Below are 19,402 nucleotides of genomic sequence, written 5' to 3'. Positions count from 1 at the left end.
TTGTGTAACCTACTTCGTTCAGTTATCGAAGCCGGTATTTAACCACTGGTGCAGCTTTGAACATCTAGGTTTTCGCATTTATCGTGAAACGCTTTCGCGTTTCGTGCGCCGCTTCACTGGATTCCAGCATGGTTTTTGACAAAAATTGTATTTACATCATTTCTAAAATTAGAAACAAGTCTTTCATTTAACACGGATATATCAATTACATAATCATATTTATTGAAATCATCTTCTGAAATTTTCCGAAAATTGAATATTGAATAAACACTTCTAATTCTTGACTTGAATGGATTTTTAACTAACCTATTGTCTAAAAATTTGATTTTCACTTAAAGCTAATTTCAAAAAATTACTATTATAAAACCTATATATAGATGGAGGATATTTTGCTACTCCGACATTTACTTTATATCCAAGGATGTTAAATGCTTCGATTAAATCTAATCAGATGAAATCCGACCGCTTCTTCTCGAAATTGACGCGATTATAACTAAAACAGATTTCCTCATGGTAGCTGATTCAAGTATTTCTCCATAACTTTGAAATGATTGTCAATCGACATTCTGGCACTTTTCAGTCTGGGGCAGGTCATTTGATACTTCAAATTTGAGATTATCCATTATTTTTTTGGGTAACTGGTTATCAATTTCAAATAGATCATAGTCCAATAATCTGTTTAATATCTTAAAAGACAGGCCATTCTTTCTCTGTACAAAACCATCAAGAATAAACCCATTGAGAACGTCTTTTAATGCTTTCCCCCTACCATCTTCAGAAATCAAGATGCTTGGTTTTGATATGCTTGACATAAAAATATGTGCATGAACTCTATATCCTATATGAAGATCTGCTTTATTGTATTCTTCCATTAAGTCATCTGCTGATCCAGATATATCTTTATAAGTAATATTATTCTCACTTAGCCAATTGGCAAATTCTAAGTTTTTATTATAAAGTTTGACCCTTGGGTTCGGTGTTTTTAAATAATCAGGATCTATAGAATGGTGAAACATCACCTGAATACAATCTTCTCCAAATTGATTACATAAACTAATAATCAACTCCTTGACCGAAGTTTCCATTTTTTTACTTTTTGCAAACGACACTCCTAATGAAAAGTTAATCGACCTATATCATCAAGTTCTATCCCTTTTCCAAAATAACTTTGCTCATATAGGGCTGGACATCCTGTCATTAATACATTTTCAACCCCATTATCCTTCATTACCTGATATGTATGATAATCACGAACACTATTGTAAAAGCCATTATTAGACAACCTTTTCAATAAATGATGGCTTTGGCTGGAAAATCCATAATCATTTACATCTTCCCAGTTACCTTTTTCAGAATTCCAACCAATTCCAAATGAAATGATTGGAACTTTAATATTGTCCAAGTCTTGATTTAGTCTATAGGTGCCATTGTAAATATTACTAACTAATGCTGGTCCACCGGTTAAAAGTAAACCCTTAGATTTATTAACTAAATCCAACTTCTCTCCTTCTATTGGTTCCCAGGCATTTATATCAACAAAATTCCTATCATCTCGTATTGTTTTTAATAAATTCTTTGCTCTATGCTTGATTAAAAAATCACCGGCATTGTTTTTACCACCAGTTAGTAATACGTAATAATCCATTATCCAATCCTATTCCAATTTAATACTTCATCTGCCTCAATATCAGAAACAGTCTTCTTTCCAATTACATCATCAATTAATCTTGGGCTAATCCCGCTTGCCGGTCTTTTCCAGGTAAGATCTTTATACTCAATTACTTTTCCTTTCGGAATATCTCGCTTGGCTACCAAACTTCTTCTAGCATTATCACGAGATTTACCTTCGCTTTCCAAGGCATGTACTTTTTCGTCACCAACTATGGTAAGAATTTCATCCAACTTTCGGTTGAATTTTTTTAAATCTTCTACATCCATAGCATGGTAATGATCATTACCAGGCAAGGTTTTGTCGTGAGTAAAATGTTTTTCAATAATTATTGAACCAAGGAGTGTAGCAACCTCCAACACTTTCATTTCTTTGGGCATTGTATGATCTGAATATCCGATCATTATATCCGGAAATTTCTTTTTAAGTCCCCTGATCATCCCCAAATGAGCATTTTCATCATCCGTGGGATAATTTAGTACACAATGCAATAATGCCAACGGCACATTTTTATTCTCGACCCAGCCAACAGCCTCCTCAATTTCATACAAATAACTTGCACCAGTAGAAAGAATAATAGGTTTTTTAAAATCACAAATATACTCGATAAAAGGCTTGTTAGTAATGTCGGAAGAGGAAATTTTAAACACATCCATTAGATCATTCAAAAAATCCGCTGCTTTCACATCAAAGGGAGTGGACATGAATTCAATATCTGCTTTATCACAGTATTCTTTCAGCTCTACGAATTCTTTTTTCCAAAACTTATCATGCTTTTTGAACAGTTTGAACTGACTTTCGGTCGGTTCCTTTGTGGTATCCCAATATGCCGGACTGTCTTTGGAAGCAATGGTTTCCGCCTTATAGGTTTGAAACTTAATAGCATCGGCACCTCCTTCCTTGGCCTCATCAATCAGTCTTTTGGCCGTATCCATCGAACCTTCGTGATTTACTCCAGCTTCGGCTATTATGTAAGGTCGAACAATTTCCCTTTTTGGGGGATTATTAAATAGATCTAAAATTTTCATCAATTCTGGTTGTTTTTATACACTTCTAAAATTTTCGAAACTATGGCTGCATTCGAACGGTTTTTGACCGCGTTCTTCATCCGAGCATACATATCTCTTCTAAGAGAAACATCTTCCATAAACATCTTAATATGTTCGGCCAATACTTTGGAAGATATAGAAGAACCCAGTCCCAAGTTCACAATCCCATAGGTACTGGATGCGTGATTATGCCTCATTTCACGATTATTCTGGCACATGGTAAGGGTTGGAACACCTATGGTCATCAGTTCCGTTACTGTTCGCCCTGCAGAAGTTAGAGCAAGATCAGCCTCTTTCATTAAAGCCGCCATGTTACTCACGTTTTGCAATAAGTTAACTTCTGCGTTCAGTTTTCCAGCTTGGTCTTTAACAGATTCGTAATGTGAATGTCCAGGCCCCAAAATGATTGTTACCTTTTTAGTATAACCGATTTGTTTTAAAGCTAAAATGGCCTTTTCTGTTAAGTTCGCCGGATCAGTGCCACCGTAGGCTACTAAAATATGACCTACATCATCAGTCGGTTCCTTTCGAGACTCAACCATCTCAAAATTGGGATTTAGAATGGCATGTTCAACCCCATACCAGTGATTCTCTTGGGGGTAAATATCCGGGTATAAATCATTTACCACAATATCGGCCAGTCGATTCCCTTTTCCTAAATCCTCAAAGTTCACCACAAAACAACCAAAATCCTTTAGCTCCTCCATGTACTTCTCGTCGGTATCTAGAATATCATTAATAACGATATCAGGATTTATTTCTGAAAGTCGATTTAAGAAATCTTGATTTGAAAAAACTTCAATTATTGGATAATGATGACTGTTTAAAAATTTTAGACCGAGTTCATAGCCATTTGAATTCTGTGAGATAAAGCAAACTTCATGGGCATGAATATTTTGAGCAATAGCCAAACTTCGGTAAAGATGTCCAAAACCCAAATCCTTGGCTCCATCCACCCTAATACAAATTTTTAACTTATTGGCCCAATATTCCGCTAGCGCCCAATCAGCAAAAGTATCTATATCCAATCCTTCTTTTTCATCTACCTCAATAATGGAAATGTCTTTTCCTATTCTGGACTTATGCTTAAGGATATGCCCTAAAGTTGAAGAAATAACCCCACCGGTTTCTCCAAATACCGGTTCCATTTGCTGGCGGTTTACTCTTTTATCGTATAATGGAATGGCTTTACCTTCTTTAATAGTCCATCTTAGATGCCGGTCATCTTTTACAGATAAAACCGTATCCAAATCTTCGCTTTGATGTTTATTAATAGCTTTCTCTAATGTCTCTTTTCGTATGAATGGAGAAGTTGCCTGACAGGTTATCAGTATATCATCTTCAGAAGCACCATGTTCATCAATCAGAAATTTAGACACTTCAACAGCTACATCATCTAAAGTCGAAACATCATCAGCATTAGCCTTTGAGCGATCATGAATAGTAGCGATGTCTTTGACAATCTCTTTTACGTTTTCATCATCCGTTGAGACAATAATTTGTTTCTTGTCAATGACTTCATTTATCGTTTCAACCACATGTTTGACAAGGGGTTTTCTTGCTAATTCCCTGATATTCTTCTTGGGAATTGTTTTAGAACCGGCACGGGCAGGAATAAGAAACCAAACTTTTATTTCGCTCATTTGCTAATCAAGGTTTTAGTATTGAACCAATCACTAAATGCTTTCAAACCCTTCTTAATTGAATAGCTTGAATCATACTCTAACAATTCATCAGCCTTACTAACATCCGCCCAAGTCTGCTTCACATCCCCTGGTTGCTCCGGCCCAAAGGTTTTCTTAGCTGTTATACCCGAAGCCTGTTCAATCGCTTCAACTAACTCCAAAAGTTCTACTGTTTGGTTATTGCCAAGGTTGATCACTTCGTACATAGAATCATTGTATTCAATGGAGGCAATAATACCATCAACAATATCATCGATGTATGTATAATCTCTGCGAGTGGAGCCATCTCCGTATAAGGTAATTTCCTTCCCTTCACTCATCAGCTTCAGAAATTTGTGAATAGCGAGATCTGGTCGTTGACGAGGGCCATACACCGTAAAAAATCGTAAAGCTAAAAAACGGATATCATAAAGGTGACTATATACATGCCCCAGCAGCTCCCCGCTTACTTTGGTGCTGGCATAAGGACTGATGGGCTGTAATACGGCATCATCTTCTTTCCAGGGAACATTCGGGTTTTTGCCATAGACCGAGCTGGAGGAAGCAAACACAAATTGTTTAATGTCTTTTTCACGGGCTACTTCCAACATATTCTGTGTTCCCGCTACATTCACTTCCTGGTAGGCAATAGGGTCCGCAATAGATGGCCGCACTCCGGCTTTGGCAGCTAAGTGTACAATTACATCTGCAGTATTCGAGATAGCTTCATCAAGGGCTTCTTTGTCTCTTATATCCACTTCATGAAGGGAATACGTATCGTATTCTAAATGGCCCTTTATATTCTTTCGCTTTATAGTCTCATCATAGAAGGGATCGAAGTTATCAATATTGGTAATGGTATTACCTTCTGTTAGCAACCGATCTATCAAATGGCTGCCTATAAATCCTGCACCACCTGTAACAACGATATTTTTTTTATTTTCTTTCATAAATAATAGTTATACCCCTTCCCCGAAAATCAACAGTTTCGGTTCTTCTATTTCAATTTTATCATTTGGCTCATAAACCAGGGTTCGAATTCTTCGTGCGATAAGTTTTTCTGCTTTCTCAACCAGCATTGCAAGATACTGAGTGTCAATATCATCCCCTATCATGGTTACATCCACTATGTTGGTTTCTAAACCCCTGGCTAAATCGCCGGTTAAATAGACGGCATGTACATCCCCCAAATTCTCTACAATCTGCTCTATGATCTGATCAATCCCAAAATGCTTAAAGGCAATTTTCTGAAGCTCGTCAAACATAGGGAACTTTCGGTTTACGCGGTACATTTTCTTGTTCCCTTCTTTGTGCCCTTCAATCAGCCCGGATTCTTCAAAGCGGTTTAATTCCACCCGCACCGAGTTGGTGCTTTCATCGAATTCATCCGCCAGTCCGCGCAGGTACGCACTGCTATCGGGGTTCAGGAAGAAGCGAAGCAGAAGCTTCAGTCGGGTTTTGGATTGTATGAGAGTGTCTAACATTGGGCCCTGGCGGGAATTAAGAATTTAAAATTCAAAATTAAAAATGGGTGTCGGTGTGGTTATGATGATCAATGCTGAGTACTTCATCTATATGGTACCAAAGATCTGATACCCCTGTAACAGCTGATACCCCATTTTAAATTTTTCATTTTGAATTTCGCTCGCAACCACGTTGCGGCATAGCGAGTAAAAATACTACTCAATAATACGCAGGATATTTTACACGATCAATGGGAATTTGAAAGTTAATCGGTTGATGTTGCCGGCTGGGGCAACGAGGCCTTTCGTGAATCTTCGGTTTTTATGCCGCAAGGCATTGCCGCTTTGCGGCATATGAGGCTTTTACTTAGCTCCATGTCATCCTGAACGCAGTCCCGAGTATTCGGGTCGGAGTGAAGGATCTCCTTGATCTGCGTTTTTTTGGCTGTCATCGGCAGATGGCGTTGTTGGATGTCCCAACCTTATTCCCGGAGATTGCTTCGTCGTTATCCAACCCAAACTTGCATTCAGCAATCTTCTCTCCTCGCAAAGACGGCATATTTTAAAGTTAGAAGGTTATTACCCGTCGCCAATTTCTTCAAGGCGTTCCCTTACCCTGCGGCGGTAGCCAAAGTCATCACTATTCCTATCGATATGCCGTAGGGCAAGGGACAGGGATTGGGTTTACTGATAGCTGGCCTGTCAGCTGACAGCTAAACTCTCTTCCGATACAAAAGCGCAGCCGTTCAGGGCTTCGCGGCATCGCGAGATCAGGACTCCCCACCAAAAGGATTAGAAGCCAAAAACTGCCGAATAAATATCCATCCAATAGAAGCGATTCCACTCAGCATTACAAAAACGATCAGCACCATAGCCCCGCTGGTTTCATCATTAACCGGTACCTGCACCGGTTGCAGCACTTTAAAAACAGGAGTCTCTTCCTGTACTTTTAGTTTGGCTTCTTCGAATTGCTGGGTTAGTGAATTGTAAAGGTTAAAGGCAATATCGTATTCTGACTGAAGTCTTTGTCGCTCTGTCTGTGCTCTGGCTGTTAAATTCCCCTGATTGCTGTCGTCAAAGTCGGCCAGTTCCAGTTGAGCTTCCCTGAATCTTTCGCGTGCATCATTCAGCTGTTCTTCAATAAACTCGAGATCCCGAATCACTTTTTCGGTGCGGTACTCCACCAGGTATTCCGTCAGTTCGTCAATAGTATATTTAGCTACACTTGCCGCTAATTTCGGATTGGACATTTGAGCCCGAACGGTAACCACTCCCGATTCTTCATCCAGACTTGCAGAAACTCTTGATCTAAGAGCAGTAATTACTTCCATTTCATTTTTAGTCAGCTCAACTATTTCATCCTGGTTACTGATTCCCGCACTAACAGCCTCTTCTTCACTTTTAAATGCACCAATTATGGTTCCGGGAAGACCAACAGTGAACATTTTCATATAGCCCAAGACCCCGGGTGTCTGTACTTCTAAGTAATAATTGTAAATAGAAGTTGTTGTATCATAATCCGGAAAGTAAAACTGTTGCCGGGCCAGCTGATCCTGGAAACTCAGGCTTTGTACGATCTTGGGATAAAGGTCTACCCGAATGGCATTACTGGCAGAGTTGTAGGTTCCTCCTCCGCTCAATCCAATCAGTCCACCATATTGTCTTAGTAAACTGGATGCTCCTCCCTGACTTTCGGTGCTGTATTCCGGCATCAGTGTGGCATCACTGACATATTCCTTAGGGCTAAGCAAAGCCACAGCCACACCAAGCACCACACCAACCGCTACAAAACGATAAATAACTTTCCGGTTATCCCAAATGGTTTTGGCCAGTTCGATCAGGTCAATTTCATCTTCTTCATAGCCTTCATAGGCATGGTCGGCCGGGACTAATCGGTATTCCTGAATGGGAAAGTTTTCCGGGCTTTTTTTCTTACCCGGCTTGTCGTCCCCATGTTCTTGATTTGAATTGTTCTCTTCGCTCACTTTCTACCAAATTTTGTTAAGCAATGATGATACGAAGTTTGGCCTTCTATTTAAAGAGGTATTTGCAGGGTTGCAGGATTCGGGTGAATGGGTTTCGGGTTGTGGGTTTTAATCAAAGTAAACATCGTAAATCGTTCGCTCCGTCCTTCGGTCATGCGCATTCCAATCCGAATTCCGCCTCCCAACTCCCAAAGGCGTTCCCTTGCCCTGGCGTGAGCGGCGTAAAGCAAGCGAACGTTAGGGAAAGGGACAGGGATAGGGTTTTGCTTGACAGGGCAACCAAGTCAGCATCAAAAGTTGAGAGTAGATAGATTAATGTTGCCGGTTAGCGCAAACCAAGCTTTTCGTGGAGCCGAGGGTCTTATGCCGTCAGGGATTGCCGCTTTGCGACATAAGGGATGTTAATTAGACCTGTCATCCTGAACGAAGCGCGTGCGGAGTGAAGGATCTTATCGAGCTGGTTTTTTGCCTGTCATCCCGCACGAAGCGGAGCGGAGATGTGGGACCTCCTGGCCTAACTTGGGATATTGATAAAGGAGATCGCGGGTCCATGCCCGCGATGACGGGGTGATAAGAGCAGTATAGTTCGCAAATCGGTCGCTTGGTCCATCACAAATCGATCTTTGCTGGACCAAGCTTAGTTAGAAGATCTCATATCCCAATCATTTCCCGGTTGAGATCCTTCGCGCCTATTATCCCAAGCTTAATTAAGTGATCCTGCGCTCAGGATGACCCAGTACTTAAAAAGTTCAGAATGCTACTAAAGAGTCCTTTCTCCTTGCGAAGGAGAAAGACAGAAAGAGGTCGAAAGCTAAGGGATCTAACCTTTATTCAACTAAAATATCATTGTGCATCAGAGCTCAAAAATTGGGTTTCCTAAAACGAGCAACATAGTCTAAGCTACCACCGCACAAGTGGACACTTGCGCTATTGCAGCGAATAGTTTTTTAAAACCATGAAGAATAACCCACTTACCAACTCACCAACGCGTCCCCTTACCCTGCGGCGGTTCTATGGCCTCGATATTCTTAACGATGTGCCGGAGGGCAAGGGACAGGGATTGGGTTCACTGTCAGCTGATAGCTATCAGTCAAACCATCGCCTCGGGAGCTTTTTCCGGCTTCTTCCCATCACCAAACGGCTTGGTCGGCGTTTCATTCATATACTCATCCAGCATAAACTCATCCACCTGAATGGCATCATTCCGGGCCTGTTCGGTTTTCTTGACCAGTTCGCCTTCTTCTTTTGTCAGGACTCCCTTCTCAACGGCTAAATCGGCAATTTCGAGATAGGGTTCTTTGGGAAGCTCTTTTGCTTTGATGGCTTTATACAGTTTCTTGAAGCTTGGCCATGCCTGTTCCACCAATTCCATGGTATGCTCATATCGACCAATGGCGGATTCTTCATCTTTAGGAAGAAATATTCCATCTGTTATATGATCGCGGTCTTCACCCCTTTTCTGCATGGCCTGAGCCACTTTATGTCCGAGTTCGTCAGAAGGATAGGTACCTATAGGATTTAATCGTCCCCATACTCCGGCCAGGCGAAATACCCAGCTGAGTCCAGGTACTTTAATTTCCCGAAGGATACCTTCAAAAGCCTGCTGTATTTTCCAGAAGCTGTATTCCATCGCCCATTCGAAATACGGCCGATCGGCTTCTCTTCTTCCTTCAGCTTCAAAGCGTTTGAGGGCGCCGGAAGCAAGATACATGTAGCTCAGAATATCCGCGTAGCGGCCGGCAATTTTCTCTTTCATCTTCAAGGCTCCGCCATAAGATCCCAGCGCGATATCAGCGAAGAAGGCAAAGGAAGCGGAGGTCCATGCCAGCTTGCGGAAGTACTTGGCAGCCGGTCCGCTTACCGGTGAACTTGCCAGTCGGCCGCGGGTGATACTCAGCATAAAGGCCCGTGATTTATTCCGAGCCACATGACCGATATGCTTCCAGAAGTTATCATCAAAGGCCTTCACGTCTTTGTTCATCAGTGCATCGATTTCATTATAAGCATAGGGATGGCATCGAATGGCACCCTGACCAAAAATCATTAAGGTACGAGTAAGGATGTTGGCCCCCTCTACTGTAATGGCTATCGGCATGGCCGTGTAGCTACTGGCAAAGATGTTTCGGGGTCCGCGGGATATTCCGGCTCCTCCCACAATATCCATTGAGTCGTTGACAATCTCTCTACCAAGCTCGGTAAAGTTATATTTGGCAATGGCAGTGACTACAGCCGGTTTTTGTCCGCTGTCCAGTCCGCCAGTTGTATATCTCCGGGCGCCTTCCATCAGGTAGGTATAGCCTCCGATACGTGCCATCGGCTCTTCAATACCTTCGAACTTCCCGATGTTTAAACCAAATTGCTTACGAATGGCGGTATAGGCTCCGATCGCTCTTGTTGCTACTTTGGCTCCGCCCACACTTTGAGCCGGAAGGGAGATTCCCCGTCCAACTGCCAGCGATTCCATCAGCATGCGCCAGCCGTTTCCGGCTCCTTCTTTTCCGCCAATGATGGCATCCTCCAGAGGTACCACCACATCTTTACCGTTAATCGGGCAGTTGTAAAACGGAATGCCTAACGGATCATGTCGGCGACCCAATACAACGCCTTCGGTGTCAGAGGGAATAAGAGCACAGGTGATGCCCCGGTTTTCTTGCTCCCCGATCAGATGGTCCGGGTCTTTCAGGTTGAAGGCCAGTCCAATCACTGTAGAAATAGCAGCCAGAGTGATATAACGTTTCTCAAAATTCATCCGCAGGTACAGCTTACCGTCTTCCCCTTTGAAGACCACACCTTCCGAGCGCATACTTCCGGCGTCCGAACCTGCATTTGCTTCTGTAAGACCAAAGCAAGGCATCTCTTCTCCTGATGCAAGCTTGGGCAGGTAATGATCTTTTTGTTCTTCAGTTCCATAATGAAGAAGCAATTCGGCCGGACCTAAGGAATTAGGAACCATCACCGTGGTTGCCAACGGTCCGCAGCGGGAGGCCAGTTTGGCCACAATCGCGCTGTGAGCTGTAGCAGAGAATTCTAGTCCGCCATACTTTTTAGGGACAATCAACCCAAAGAATTTCTCTTTTCGCATGAATTCCCATACTTCATCGGTAAATCCTTTTCGAACCATCACATCCCAGTCGGTTACCATCTCACACAGCTTCTCTACCGGTCCATCCATAAACGCCTGCTCTTCCTTGGTCAGGTCGGGATAATCTTCATCAAGAATACGTTTGAAATCAGGCTTCCCGGAGAACAACTCTCCTTCCACCCACACATTCCCTGCTTCGATAGCGGTTTGTTCGGTTTCGGATATCTTGGGCAGGAATTTCAACGCATCCAGCAGTTTCATAATCGGACCACTCAACACTACCCGTCGAATGGGTTTGATGTTGAAGACTAGTACCAAAACAGTATAGGTGATGTACAGCCACATCGGGGCATCCAACCCAACCAAACCAGCATAACCGGCAACTGCCCACAGCCAAAGCGGGGCTCCGGTGTAACCCAAAAAAAGCATCAGCAAGACTGCTGACCCTATTGATGCCCAAAGCGGGATTTCACTGAAAAAACCTGAAAATTCCATTAACGCTTCCATATTCGTTCCTCATTTATGATACTGTTGTTCGAATCAGGAATCCCTGCACCACATGCTCAATGGATTCCTCAATAAATTGTTCCTGATTGATTCTGCTGTCCAGCCTCTTGTTGAGGACAACCGAAACCACGCCGTGTAATTGTGCCCATATCGAATAGGCGGCCACCACCGGCTTATCTACTTCCATCAGTCCCTGTCTTACACTTTCCTCTATGGTTTTCACCAACAGCTCGTAAGCTCTACGGGCTTTTCGGAATTTCTCTTTTGGATAACGCGCCATTGAATCAGACCGGACTTTATAAATGATCTCGTACTTCTCCGGTTGCTGAAGCCCAAACTCCACATAACTTTTTGTGATGGCTTTAAACCGCTCAATGCTATCCGTTTTTGGTAACGCTCTTTTCTCAATGAACCGGCTTAAATCCTCCACCGACTCCTCAATCAGTGTATGCAGCAGATGATCTTTGTTCTCGAAATAGAGGTAGATACTGGTTGCAGATACATCCGCCTGTTTGGCAATTTTCCGCATCGACAGTGACTTATATCCTTCTTCATATAACAAGTGCCTGCTTATCTCTAAAATCTGATCTCGTAAAGGTACTTCTTCGCTCATTCGCTCGCTTAGGTTAACGGTGTTAACTTCTGTAATGTAATCAATCCACAGCGAAAATCAAGATGGGATGTTTTAATGACTGTCATCCCGCACGAAGCCTGGCGCAGATCCGGGATCTCCCAGATGATTTTTGGGCGCCCTTATAAAAGATCGCAGGTCTAAGCCCGTGATGATTCGGTTTGAAGACAGAATAGCTCGCAAATCAATAATTGTTACTTAAAGCAGCAATTTGGGAATAAAAAATCCTAAACATTTTCTGGCAAAGATCCTTCGGTGCCTCTGGATGACTCGATTTTTTAAATATTGTAAGAATGCTATCAAAGAGTCCTTTCTCCTTGCGAAGGAGAAAGACAGAAAGAGGTCGGAAGAAAGGGGCAAGTGCGACTAACTCAGCCTAGTCACCATTTAACCCCACAATTTTAAGCAGACACTCAACTAATCATTGCGCAGTAGAGCGTCGCAATTAGTGCTATGGTTTCGGGATTTCCATCATTCTATGATCAACCTCTTTCCAATTCTTATAATCCCGGTAATCAAGGTTCAAAACTCAAATACTCCTACAATCCATTTAACATAAACCAGCAAGAACTTCACCAAAGAGTCCTTTCTCCTTGCGAAGGAGAAAGACAGAAAGAGGTCGGAAGAAAGGGGCAAGTGCGACTAACTCAGCCTATTCGCCATTTAACCCCTCAATGTAAGGCAGAGCCCCAACTCATAGTTTCGTAGAAGAGCGGCGATACTAGTCCAAAACTGACAGCTGTCTCCTGAAAGCGGACAGCTTCTTCACACCCTAAACTTCAAATACTTAATGGTCTTTCCTTTCTCCAGATGCATGCTCTCATAATAGGTAATGATCGAAAGCTCAGGATCCTCCGGGCGGTTTTTGTGGACATCAGGCTCATCATCAAGCAGTTCCAGTCCCTCTTGGTCAATGATTTCTTTGGTGTATTCATACAGAACATCGCTGTCTGTTTTAAGGTTGATGACTGCGCCGGGCTTCATCACCTTACGGTATAATTCCAGAAATTTGGGAGCCGTAAGCCGCTTTCGCTCTTTTTTGATATAAGGATCAGAAAACACGATCCAGGCCTCATCCACCTCATTCTCCCCAAAAAACTGATCGAGGTGATCGATATAGCATCTTAAAAACCGGACGTTATCCAGGTTCTTTTCCAAAGCTTCGGTAGCTCCCACCCACATCCGATTCCCTTTGATATCCAGGCCCACAAAATTTTTATCGGGGTGAAGTTGGCTCAGGCCGATGGAATACTCTCCTTTTCCACAAGCCAGTTCTAAAATGATAGGTTGATCATTTTCAAAAACTTCGGAATTCCATTTTCCTTTTGGAGCAGGATTATGTTCATCAAATTCGGTGTAAACGAGCGTATTTTTGAGCTTGGGCAGCTCATCCATTCGTTCTTGTTTGATCTTAGGCATCTTTTATGGCGAAAGTCTTTTTATTTCCCATTTTCTGCCAACCTGCTCATACTTAATACGATCATGAAGCCGGCTTCTCCTCCCCTGCCAGAATTCGATGGCCTCCGGCTTTAACCGATAACCACCCCATGTTTCCGGCATCGGGACCTTTCCTTCCGGGTACTTTTCTTCCAGCTCAGCAAACTTCTTTTCCAGAAACTCCCGATTGGGAACTTCTGCACTTTGATTGGAAGCCAATGCACCGAGCTGACTTTTATACGGTCGCTGCCTGAAATAGGCCTCGCTTTCTTCTTTGGATATTTTTTCAACCTTGCCGTCGATACGCACCTGTCGCTCCAGCTGTAACCATAAAAAACACAAGGAAGCATTTGGGTTTTGCTCCAGCTCTTTGCCTTTATCGCTGGCATAGTTGGTGTAGAAGACGAAGCTGTCGTCTTCCAATCCCTTCAACAACACAATGCGTGTGTGTGGTTTTTGATTAGCATCTACGGTGGCCAGCGTCATAGCGTTTGGCTCAGGTACCTCCGCTTCTACCGCTTCTTCCATCCATCGCTCAAATTGTTTGAATGGATTTTTATGTACATCCGACTCATCCAATGAATGCTTCGAATAGTCTTCACGCAGCTTCTGCAATTCTTTGTTTTTCATTTCTTATTTATCATCCAAAATAATCCGGGGCGTTACCGGGTTTCCATTTAATATTGCATCCCATACTGGGTACTTGTTGGTCTTCGGGGACTTGCTCACCGGATAACAAGGTATCCAAAGCATTTCGAAGATCTTTGCCTGTAACCGGTGTCTCTTTGGAAGGACGGCTGTCATCAAATTGCCCCCTGTAAACCAGCTTACGATTTTCATCATATACAAAGAAATCCGGCGTACAGGCTGCTTTGTAATCTTTGGCTACTTCCTGAGTTTCATCATAGAAGTAAGGGAATGGGTAATCCTTTTCAGCCATTTTTCCGGGGCTGTCCTGCGGATATTTTTCCACATCATTGGAACTGATCGCAATGAATCCAATTCCACGTGCTATATATTCATTCGCTACATTCACCAGTTCATCCTCAATATGAAGTACGTACGGGCAGTGGTTGCAAATGAACATCACCACAAAACCTTTGCTTTGATCGGCATAGCTCAGCGACAGGTTACCGCCGTTCACGCTTGGGAGGGTGAAATCCGGTGCTTCGGTTCCTATTTCCAGCATGGTTGATGGTGTTGCTGACATAATGCTCCTGACTTTTGTCGATTAATGGTTTTAACTTCAGTGCATGAAATCCATTACAAAGATATTGAATGATCGAGACAAAATTTTGTTCGAAAAAGCATTGAAGTTTTACTTCTATACTCGACAACAAGATGTCCGTAAGCTTAATTCGCAATTACAGCAACGCTTCTCTTACGCAGGGCAGGTCGCCTACTCGCTGATTATAACCTACATTCGTGAAGGAAATTTGAAACTCGAGTACATGGATTTTCTGAATGAAGAACTCAAGACCATGCGCGGACTGGATTCCGAGTTTCTGGAACCGCTGATGATTAAGCCTCACGAAATCGATGAGATTGAATTCAATCAGGAAATCTCCATCAAAGTGTTTGATGAGGATAATGATACGGACATCCAAATTAGCTATGATTCTGAGCAAGGCATAGCAAAATTGACACCTAGCGATTAAGTCATTCTGAGGGCACTCCCGAAGAATCTTCACAAGGCAATACCAACTCATTCGCCAACTCAAACTCTTGAAGATCCTTCGCAGGTATGCTCAGGATGATTTTTTTATACACACTTAACTTGTACTATAATCTATATTGATTATACAGGCTTACGCTACCATCAATCCCCAATCATCTCCTGGTGGAGTGTTTCATCCCGGATAATGCCCCGTTTTTTCAATTCGGTAAGAATGAGCTCCGTCACATCACTCTGGAATGGAAATTCATAGCGGATGTCCAGTACATACGCCTTCACCTTGAGCTTTAACACAAAACGGCGTTCATGCATCTCATTCTCCGTCATTATGCTGATGGGCTTTTTCATAAACACAAAACGAGAGGCGATCACAGCTTTATAAGCCACTTCCTTCACTTCCTCCACCGGACACTCAGCCGGCAGATAAATGTTCGTCACTACCAAACAATCGAGGGCGCCGGTATTGGCATTAGAAACGGCGGTACGAATCAGCTCTCCATTTGGGATGGTAACCACGGAATCTCCGGGTGTGACTATTCGGCTTGAGCGAAGCCCGATTTGCTGTACTTCCCCGTAATGATCCGCAAACTGAATCTTATCACCCACCTGAAATGGCCGGTCCAGAATCAGCATCACCCCCCCAAATAAGTTTTTGAGCACATCCTGTGAAGCCAGTCCGACTGCGATACCCACCGAAGCCATCACGGTGATGATGGTTGCATACGGTGGCTGTATGATTCCCGCAATGGCCACATATATTGCCAGGGTCCATAATACCACCCTAACGATGGGAACCATCCGCTTTATGCGAAGCCTGTATTTTGAAATACGTTCGGAGAAATTCCCCAAAATGGTACTGATGAAGGAGGTCACATAATACGTGACGATAAAAAACAGAATGATCATGATCACCTTCGGCCATGATATTACCTGCTCAAGCTGAGCCAGTGCCTGCTCAGCATCTCCCGACACCTGAGCTGTATCTTGGGAAATCCCCGCTTGCTGCTCTAACTTCATTATAACCGAATCGAGACGGGTCATTCGTTGGTTTATGAGAGAGTCTATCCGTTGAATCAGTGTTGTATCCTGAGCTTGAACCGAAATTGTATCCGATTGAGAGGTGGTTTGGGCAAACAAGGAACTCCCTAAGCCACTATTCAGAAGCAACAGAACCAAAAGCATCCAAATGTATTTATACTGTGCCATAGTTTAATGTATGAAATTAGCTTCTTTTAAAACCCGAACCACCTGCCTGTAGATCAGGTGATTCAGCATATATCCATGCTCGGTCTTAAATAAGATGGAGCGCGATGTCAATCGGGATACCAATAGCTTACTGTCTCTCAGTGGCTGATTCAGCACTTTTGCCAGGTGTTCCGGCATTAGTGAGTCGTGCAACACAAAGGCCGCCAGGGCAAACAATTCGGTACTGTCGAGTTCGTCAATTCGATTGATGGCCGTGAAATCAAAGGGATTGATATAAAAGTGTGTGTCATCATATTCCCTGATCGACCGAATCCAGAATATCATAGCAATGGAAGAATTTCCCTCGCTCAATTTTGCCAGTTTTTCAAAGTACCGGTCTTGTAAATACTTCTGTGTCTTTTCTTCATCATCCATCAGCTTGCGAAAATTTCGGCTCTTCTTTGTAGAATCATCCGGTATAAATTTAAGCTGATATCCACTTGCCCGGTGTCTTTTTAAAATTAACGCCTCAATCTGCTGGTCATTCAGGTTATCTGTTTCCACTGCGTGTGTAAAATAATCAGCGATGTTCAGCACCTTATCCAAAAACAACCACCCGTACCTCGTGGCACTGGCAACCCACATAATTTCCTTATTGGTTTCAGAAATCAACAACAGCAGCTGCTCCATAGCCTCAAAACCCGAAATATTCCGGATATAACAATTCTGAATATTCTCCAGAATGATCACCACCCGCTTCTTTTTTCGCTTTATAGCTGCAATTAAATCCTCAATACTCTCCGGCTCATCCAGCTTCAGGGCATCACTTATCTGCTCCGTAATTTTATCTACCGTCCAGATCGTGTCTTCAAAATTGATTTCGATCACATCGTGTTTGGTGAGCACTTCCTCCATCAGTAAAGAAATAAACAGGCTTTTTCCACTTCCTTTTTCTCCCACAATGGCAAAAGTTGAAGGGAAATTATTCTGCCACAGCTCATACCCTTTTTTAAATCGGTCAAATTGCTCGGGCTTGCGAATATAGAACCGTTCGTCTATTTCTTTGTTGAAGTCAAAAAGACGGCGGTAGATAAATGGGAGTCCGGCAATCTGTTCATCTGTCTCTGACAAAAAAGTAGCCAGGTCTGTTTTATCGCCTTCCAGTTTTTCTTTTTCAGCAAAGCCCAGAAATTTCCGTACAGCCTCGGTGTACTCTTTAACTTTCTTCCAGATAAACCGGCCAAAAAGCTCTCCCTTTTCCGAAATTCTGGCCCACCAAACCTGAAGCTTCGTCTTCCAGTCCACAGCTGCCTGTTTGGCTTTATATTCTGCGCCGGCCAGGCGGACTTCACTCACATCCTGCTTTTCAAGCAGTTTAGTTAGTTTTACAAAAGCCGCGTGTTGTTTGTCCTGAAGCTTACCTTCCAGCGATTCTCTTTTCCCCCGTACTTCTTTCTGAAGTTCTTCCAGCTTGGTTTTGGCTCGTTCAAGTCCTTCACGGGCAACCTGAATGGGTTCTTCCTCGTCCGACTTTTTGACCTCATCCGCAATCTCCAGATTAGTATATATAATCTGAGAAATTTCCTGCAGGCTTTGCATCACCTTCATCAGAAACTGCTCGGCCTTAATTTCTTTAGGCATGAATTCTTTAACCAGGTGATTGCTTATCACACGCTCAACCAGCACCTGCCAGTCTACCTGCTCAAACTCGTATTCCGGAGGCAACTTTGTTAAATCCAGCTCTTCAATGAGTGTTGCTTTTTCCGGCAGCTCGTGAGTCCACTCAGGTATAGCCGAAGTGAACCGCTCAAATTTTGTTCCCAAAGCAGCATCTTCGATAAACTCTCCCAAGGGGTCAATGATCTTTTGCTCTACAAAACCGATCATTTTGTCCTGATGCTCGCTGCTAAGCTGACGAACTTCCTTCATCGTCCGGTTTTCTGATTCGTCAAAAATAGAAATTGCTTCCTCAAGCTGCTCCATGAGATCAGCGGCCGGAGACTCAAAGTGATCTGTAAAGAATTCAGTTATGGAATCACTGAATCCACCCGTGCGCGCTGCCACCGTTTCGTGGAGCCGCATAAAATCCATAGACAAGTACACCCGGTGTACAAGCACATCCAGAAGCTCTGCCCAAACTTTATCATCGTTCTGTCGGCGGGTTTGAATACTGTTCTGCCGGTGAACTATTTTTGTTTTGGTATATTCACTAACCGGCCTCTCAAAAGTGCCTGTCAAAGAAATCGCGCGTTCAATTTCATCTCCCACATCCTGGATATATTCCTGAAGCTTTTGGGCTTGATCCGACCTGAGGTCTTCCAGTGTTTGTACTGCCTTATCAAAAAATACTTCTAAATCCTGTCTGGTCGGTGTTGCCTGTGGATGAATTTCTGTCTCTGACTTTCCCCCCTCTTCACCTTCCGGCTCTTCATGAATGATTAACCCACCGGAGTGAAGTGTCCAGGCATCTGCCTCCATTAACACTTCGGTTTTCAGCTTTTGAATTTCGTTGGACCACTCCCGCATCCACATATCCAATCGTAACAGATGAATTCTAACCACAAACTGCAGCGGAATTGTTTGCTTCCAAACCGGGGCGTCTTTCTCCGGTTTCCCGAATACTTTTCGAATACCGTTTGCAGTTGCATTTGCACCACGCTGAAAACCTCTGGCGGAACGCTTTAAAAACTTCCCGAGCTTTATCATTCCGGAATCATCCGCATGTGATGCAAACCGCCCATCCTGCTGAGGTAAATCTACCTGCTCATTGATTTCTGACAGAACCGGCTTCAGCTTTTCAAGCCATTCAATCCTCGACTCAGCTTCACTTTCAGGCTCTGTGTTTTCAATTTCAGCCTCCACCTTCTCCGTAAATTTTCGCAGCGACTTATCAATTTCACCATCCCCGATACCCTTCTGAGTTTGCTTGAGCAAATCCTGTAGCTGCTGTACTTCTGCTTCCAGTACATACTCCAGGTTAGCTTTCACATCAGAAAGCCAGTCATTTCGGAGCTTGTCTAAGATTTCATCCCGGGAATCGTCGGATTTCATAAAG

At 43.2% G+C, this 19,402-nt stretch carries 16 protein-coding genes; 1 reads left to right on the top strand and 15 read right to left on the bottom strand.

The features are described from left to right. Window positions 1-554 precede the first annotated feature (554 nt). From ABFW99_RS04130 to ABFW99_RS04070, 13 genes are all read right to left on the bottom strand, one after another. On the bottom strand, window positions 555-1,085 hold the full coding sequence (locus tag ABFW99_RS04130) for a polysaccharide pyruvyl transferase family protein (RefSeq protein WP_440707428.1): 531 nt from the start codon (window positions 1,083-1,085) through the stop codon (window positions 555-557). Window positions 1,086-1,111: 26 nt separating this feature from the next. Next, window positions 1,112-1,645: a polysaccharide pyruvyl transferase family protein gene (locus ABFW99_RS04125; protein ID WP_440707427.1), complete on the bottom strand. Its 534-nt coding sequence runs from the start codon at window positions 1,643-1,645 to the stop codon at window positions 1,112-1,114. Then, window positions 1,645-2,697: an N-acetylneuraminate synthase family protein gene (locus ABFW99_RS04120; RefSeq protein ID WP_349354675.1), complete on the bottom strand. Its 1,053-nt coding sequence runs from the start codon at window positions 2,695-2,697 to the stop codon at window positions 1,645-1,647. The genes ABFW99_RS04125 and ABFW99_RS04120 overlap by 1 nt, the downstream gene beginning before the upstream one ends. After that, complete coding sequence (locus ABFW99_RS04115; protein ID WP_349354674.1) at window positions 2,697-4,361, bottom strand: cytidylyltransferase domain-containing protein; 1,665 nt, start codon at window positions 4,359-4,361, stop codon at window positions 2,697-2,699. Before ABFW99_RS04115 ends, ABFW99_RS04120 begins: the two co-directional genes overlap by 1 nt. Beyond that, window positions 4,358-5,332: an NAD-dependent epimerase/dehydratase family protein gene (locus ABFW99_RS04110; RefSeq protein ID WP_349354673.1), complete on the bottom strand. Its 975-nt coding sequence runs from the start codon at window positions 5,330-5,332 to the stop codon at window positions 4,358-4,360. The genes ABFW99_RS04115 and ABFW99_RS04110 overlap by 4 nt, the downstream gene beginning before the upstream one ends. Window positions 5,333-5,341: 9 nt before the next feature. Beyond that, the gene (locus tag ABFW99_RS04105; RefSeq protein ID WP_349354672.1) at window positions 5,342-5,866 is read right to left on the bottom strand and encodes a winged helix-turn-helix domain-containing protein; all 525 of its coding nucleotides are present in this window, start codon (window positions 5,864-5,866) and stop codon (window positions 5,342-5,344) included. A 749-nt stretch (window positions 5,867-6,615) separates the two neighbouring features. Beyond that, entirely contained in the window at window positions 6,616-7,830 is a 1,215-nt protein-coding gene (locus tag ABFW99_RS04100) for a Wzz/FepE/Etk N-terminal domain-containing protein (protein WP_349354671.1), read from the bottom strand. Between the two features lie 50 nt (window positions 7,831-7,880). Continuing rightward, window positions 7,881-8,060: a hypothetical protein gene (locus tag ABFW99_RS04095; RefSeq protein WP_349354670.1), complete on the bottom strand. Its 180-nt coding sequence runs from the start codon at window positions 8,058-8,060 to the stop codon at window positions 7,881-7,883. A gap of 860 nt (window positions 8,061-8,920) precedes the next feature. Further along, window positions 8,921-11,419, bottom strand: a complete 2,499-nt coding sequence (locus ABFW99_RS04090; protein WP_349354669.1) for an acyl-CoA dehydrogenase — start codon at window positions 11,417-11,419, stop codon at window positions 8,921-8,923. Window positions 11,420-11,432: 13 nt separating this feature from the next. Next, window positions 11,433-12,032 carry a TetR/AcrR family transcriptional regulator gene (locus tag ABFW99_RS04085; RefSeq protein WP_349354668.1) on the bottom strand — a complete coding sequence of 200 codons (600 nt, stop codon included), beginning with the start codon at window positions 12,030-12,032 and terminating at the stop codon, window positions 11,433-11,435. A 783-nt stretch (window positions 12,033-12,815) separates the two neighbouring features. Then, window positions 12,816-13,469, bottom strand: coding sequence for a tRNA (guanosine(46)-N7)-methyltransferase TrmB (trmB, locus tag ABFW99_RS04080; protein WP_349354667.1), 654 nt, complete (start codon window positions 13,467-13,469; stop codon window positions 12,816-12,818). 3 nt (window positions 13,470-13,472) lie between these two features. Then, window positions 13,473-14,117, bottom strand: a complete 645-nt coding sequence (gene pdxH, locus ABFW99_RS04075; protein ID WP_349354666.1) for a pyridoxamine 5'-phosphate oxidase — start codon at window positions 14,115-14,117, stop codon at window positions 13,473-13,475. A 10-nt stretch (window positions 14,118-14,127) separates the two neighbouring features. Beyond that, window positions 14,128-14,697 (bottom strand): thioredoxin family protein, encoded by a 570-nt coding sequence (locus tag ABFW99_RS04070; protein WP_349354665.1) that lies wholly within the window; start codon window positions 14,695-14,697, stop codon window positions 14,128-14,130. A 43-nt stretch (window positions 14,698-14,740) separates the two neighbouring features. On the opposite strand from ABFW99_RS04070, the gene ABFW99_RS04065 reads away from it, so the two are divergent. Then, on the top strand, window positions 14,741-15,145 hold the full coding sequence (locus tag ABFW99_RS04065; RefSeq protein WP_349354664.1) for a hypothetical protein: 405 nt from the start codon (window positions 14,741-14,743) through the stop codon (window positions 15,143-15,145). A gap of 161 nt (window positions 15,146-15,306) precedes the next feature. On the opposite strand, the gene ABFW99_RS04060 is transcribed toward ABFW99_RS04065, so the two are convergent. Beyond that, a complete protein-coding gene (locus ABFW99_RS04060) occupies window positions 15,307-16,368 on the bottom strand; it encodes a mechanosensitive ion channel family protein (RefSeq protein ID WP_349354663.1) in 1,062 nt (353 codons plus the stop codon). Window positions 16,369-16,371: 3 nt separating this feature from the next. Next, window positions 16,372-19,398: an AAA family ATPase gene (locus ABFW99_RS04055; protein WP_349354662.1), complete on the bottom strand. Its 3,027-nt coding sequence runs from the start codon at window positions 19,396-19,398 to the stop codon at window positions 16,372-16,374. Window positions 19,399-19,402: the final 4 nt, after the last annotated feature.

The sequence above is a fragment of the Gracilimonas sp. BCB1 genome, assembly GCF_040117685.2.
Lineage (GTDB): Bacteria > Bacteroidota > Rhodothermia > Balneolales > Balneolaceae > Gracilimonas.
This window is presented reverse-complemented; position numbering and strand designations above follow the sequence as displayed.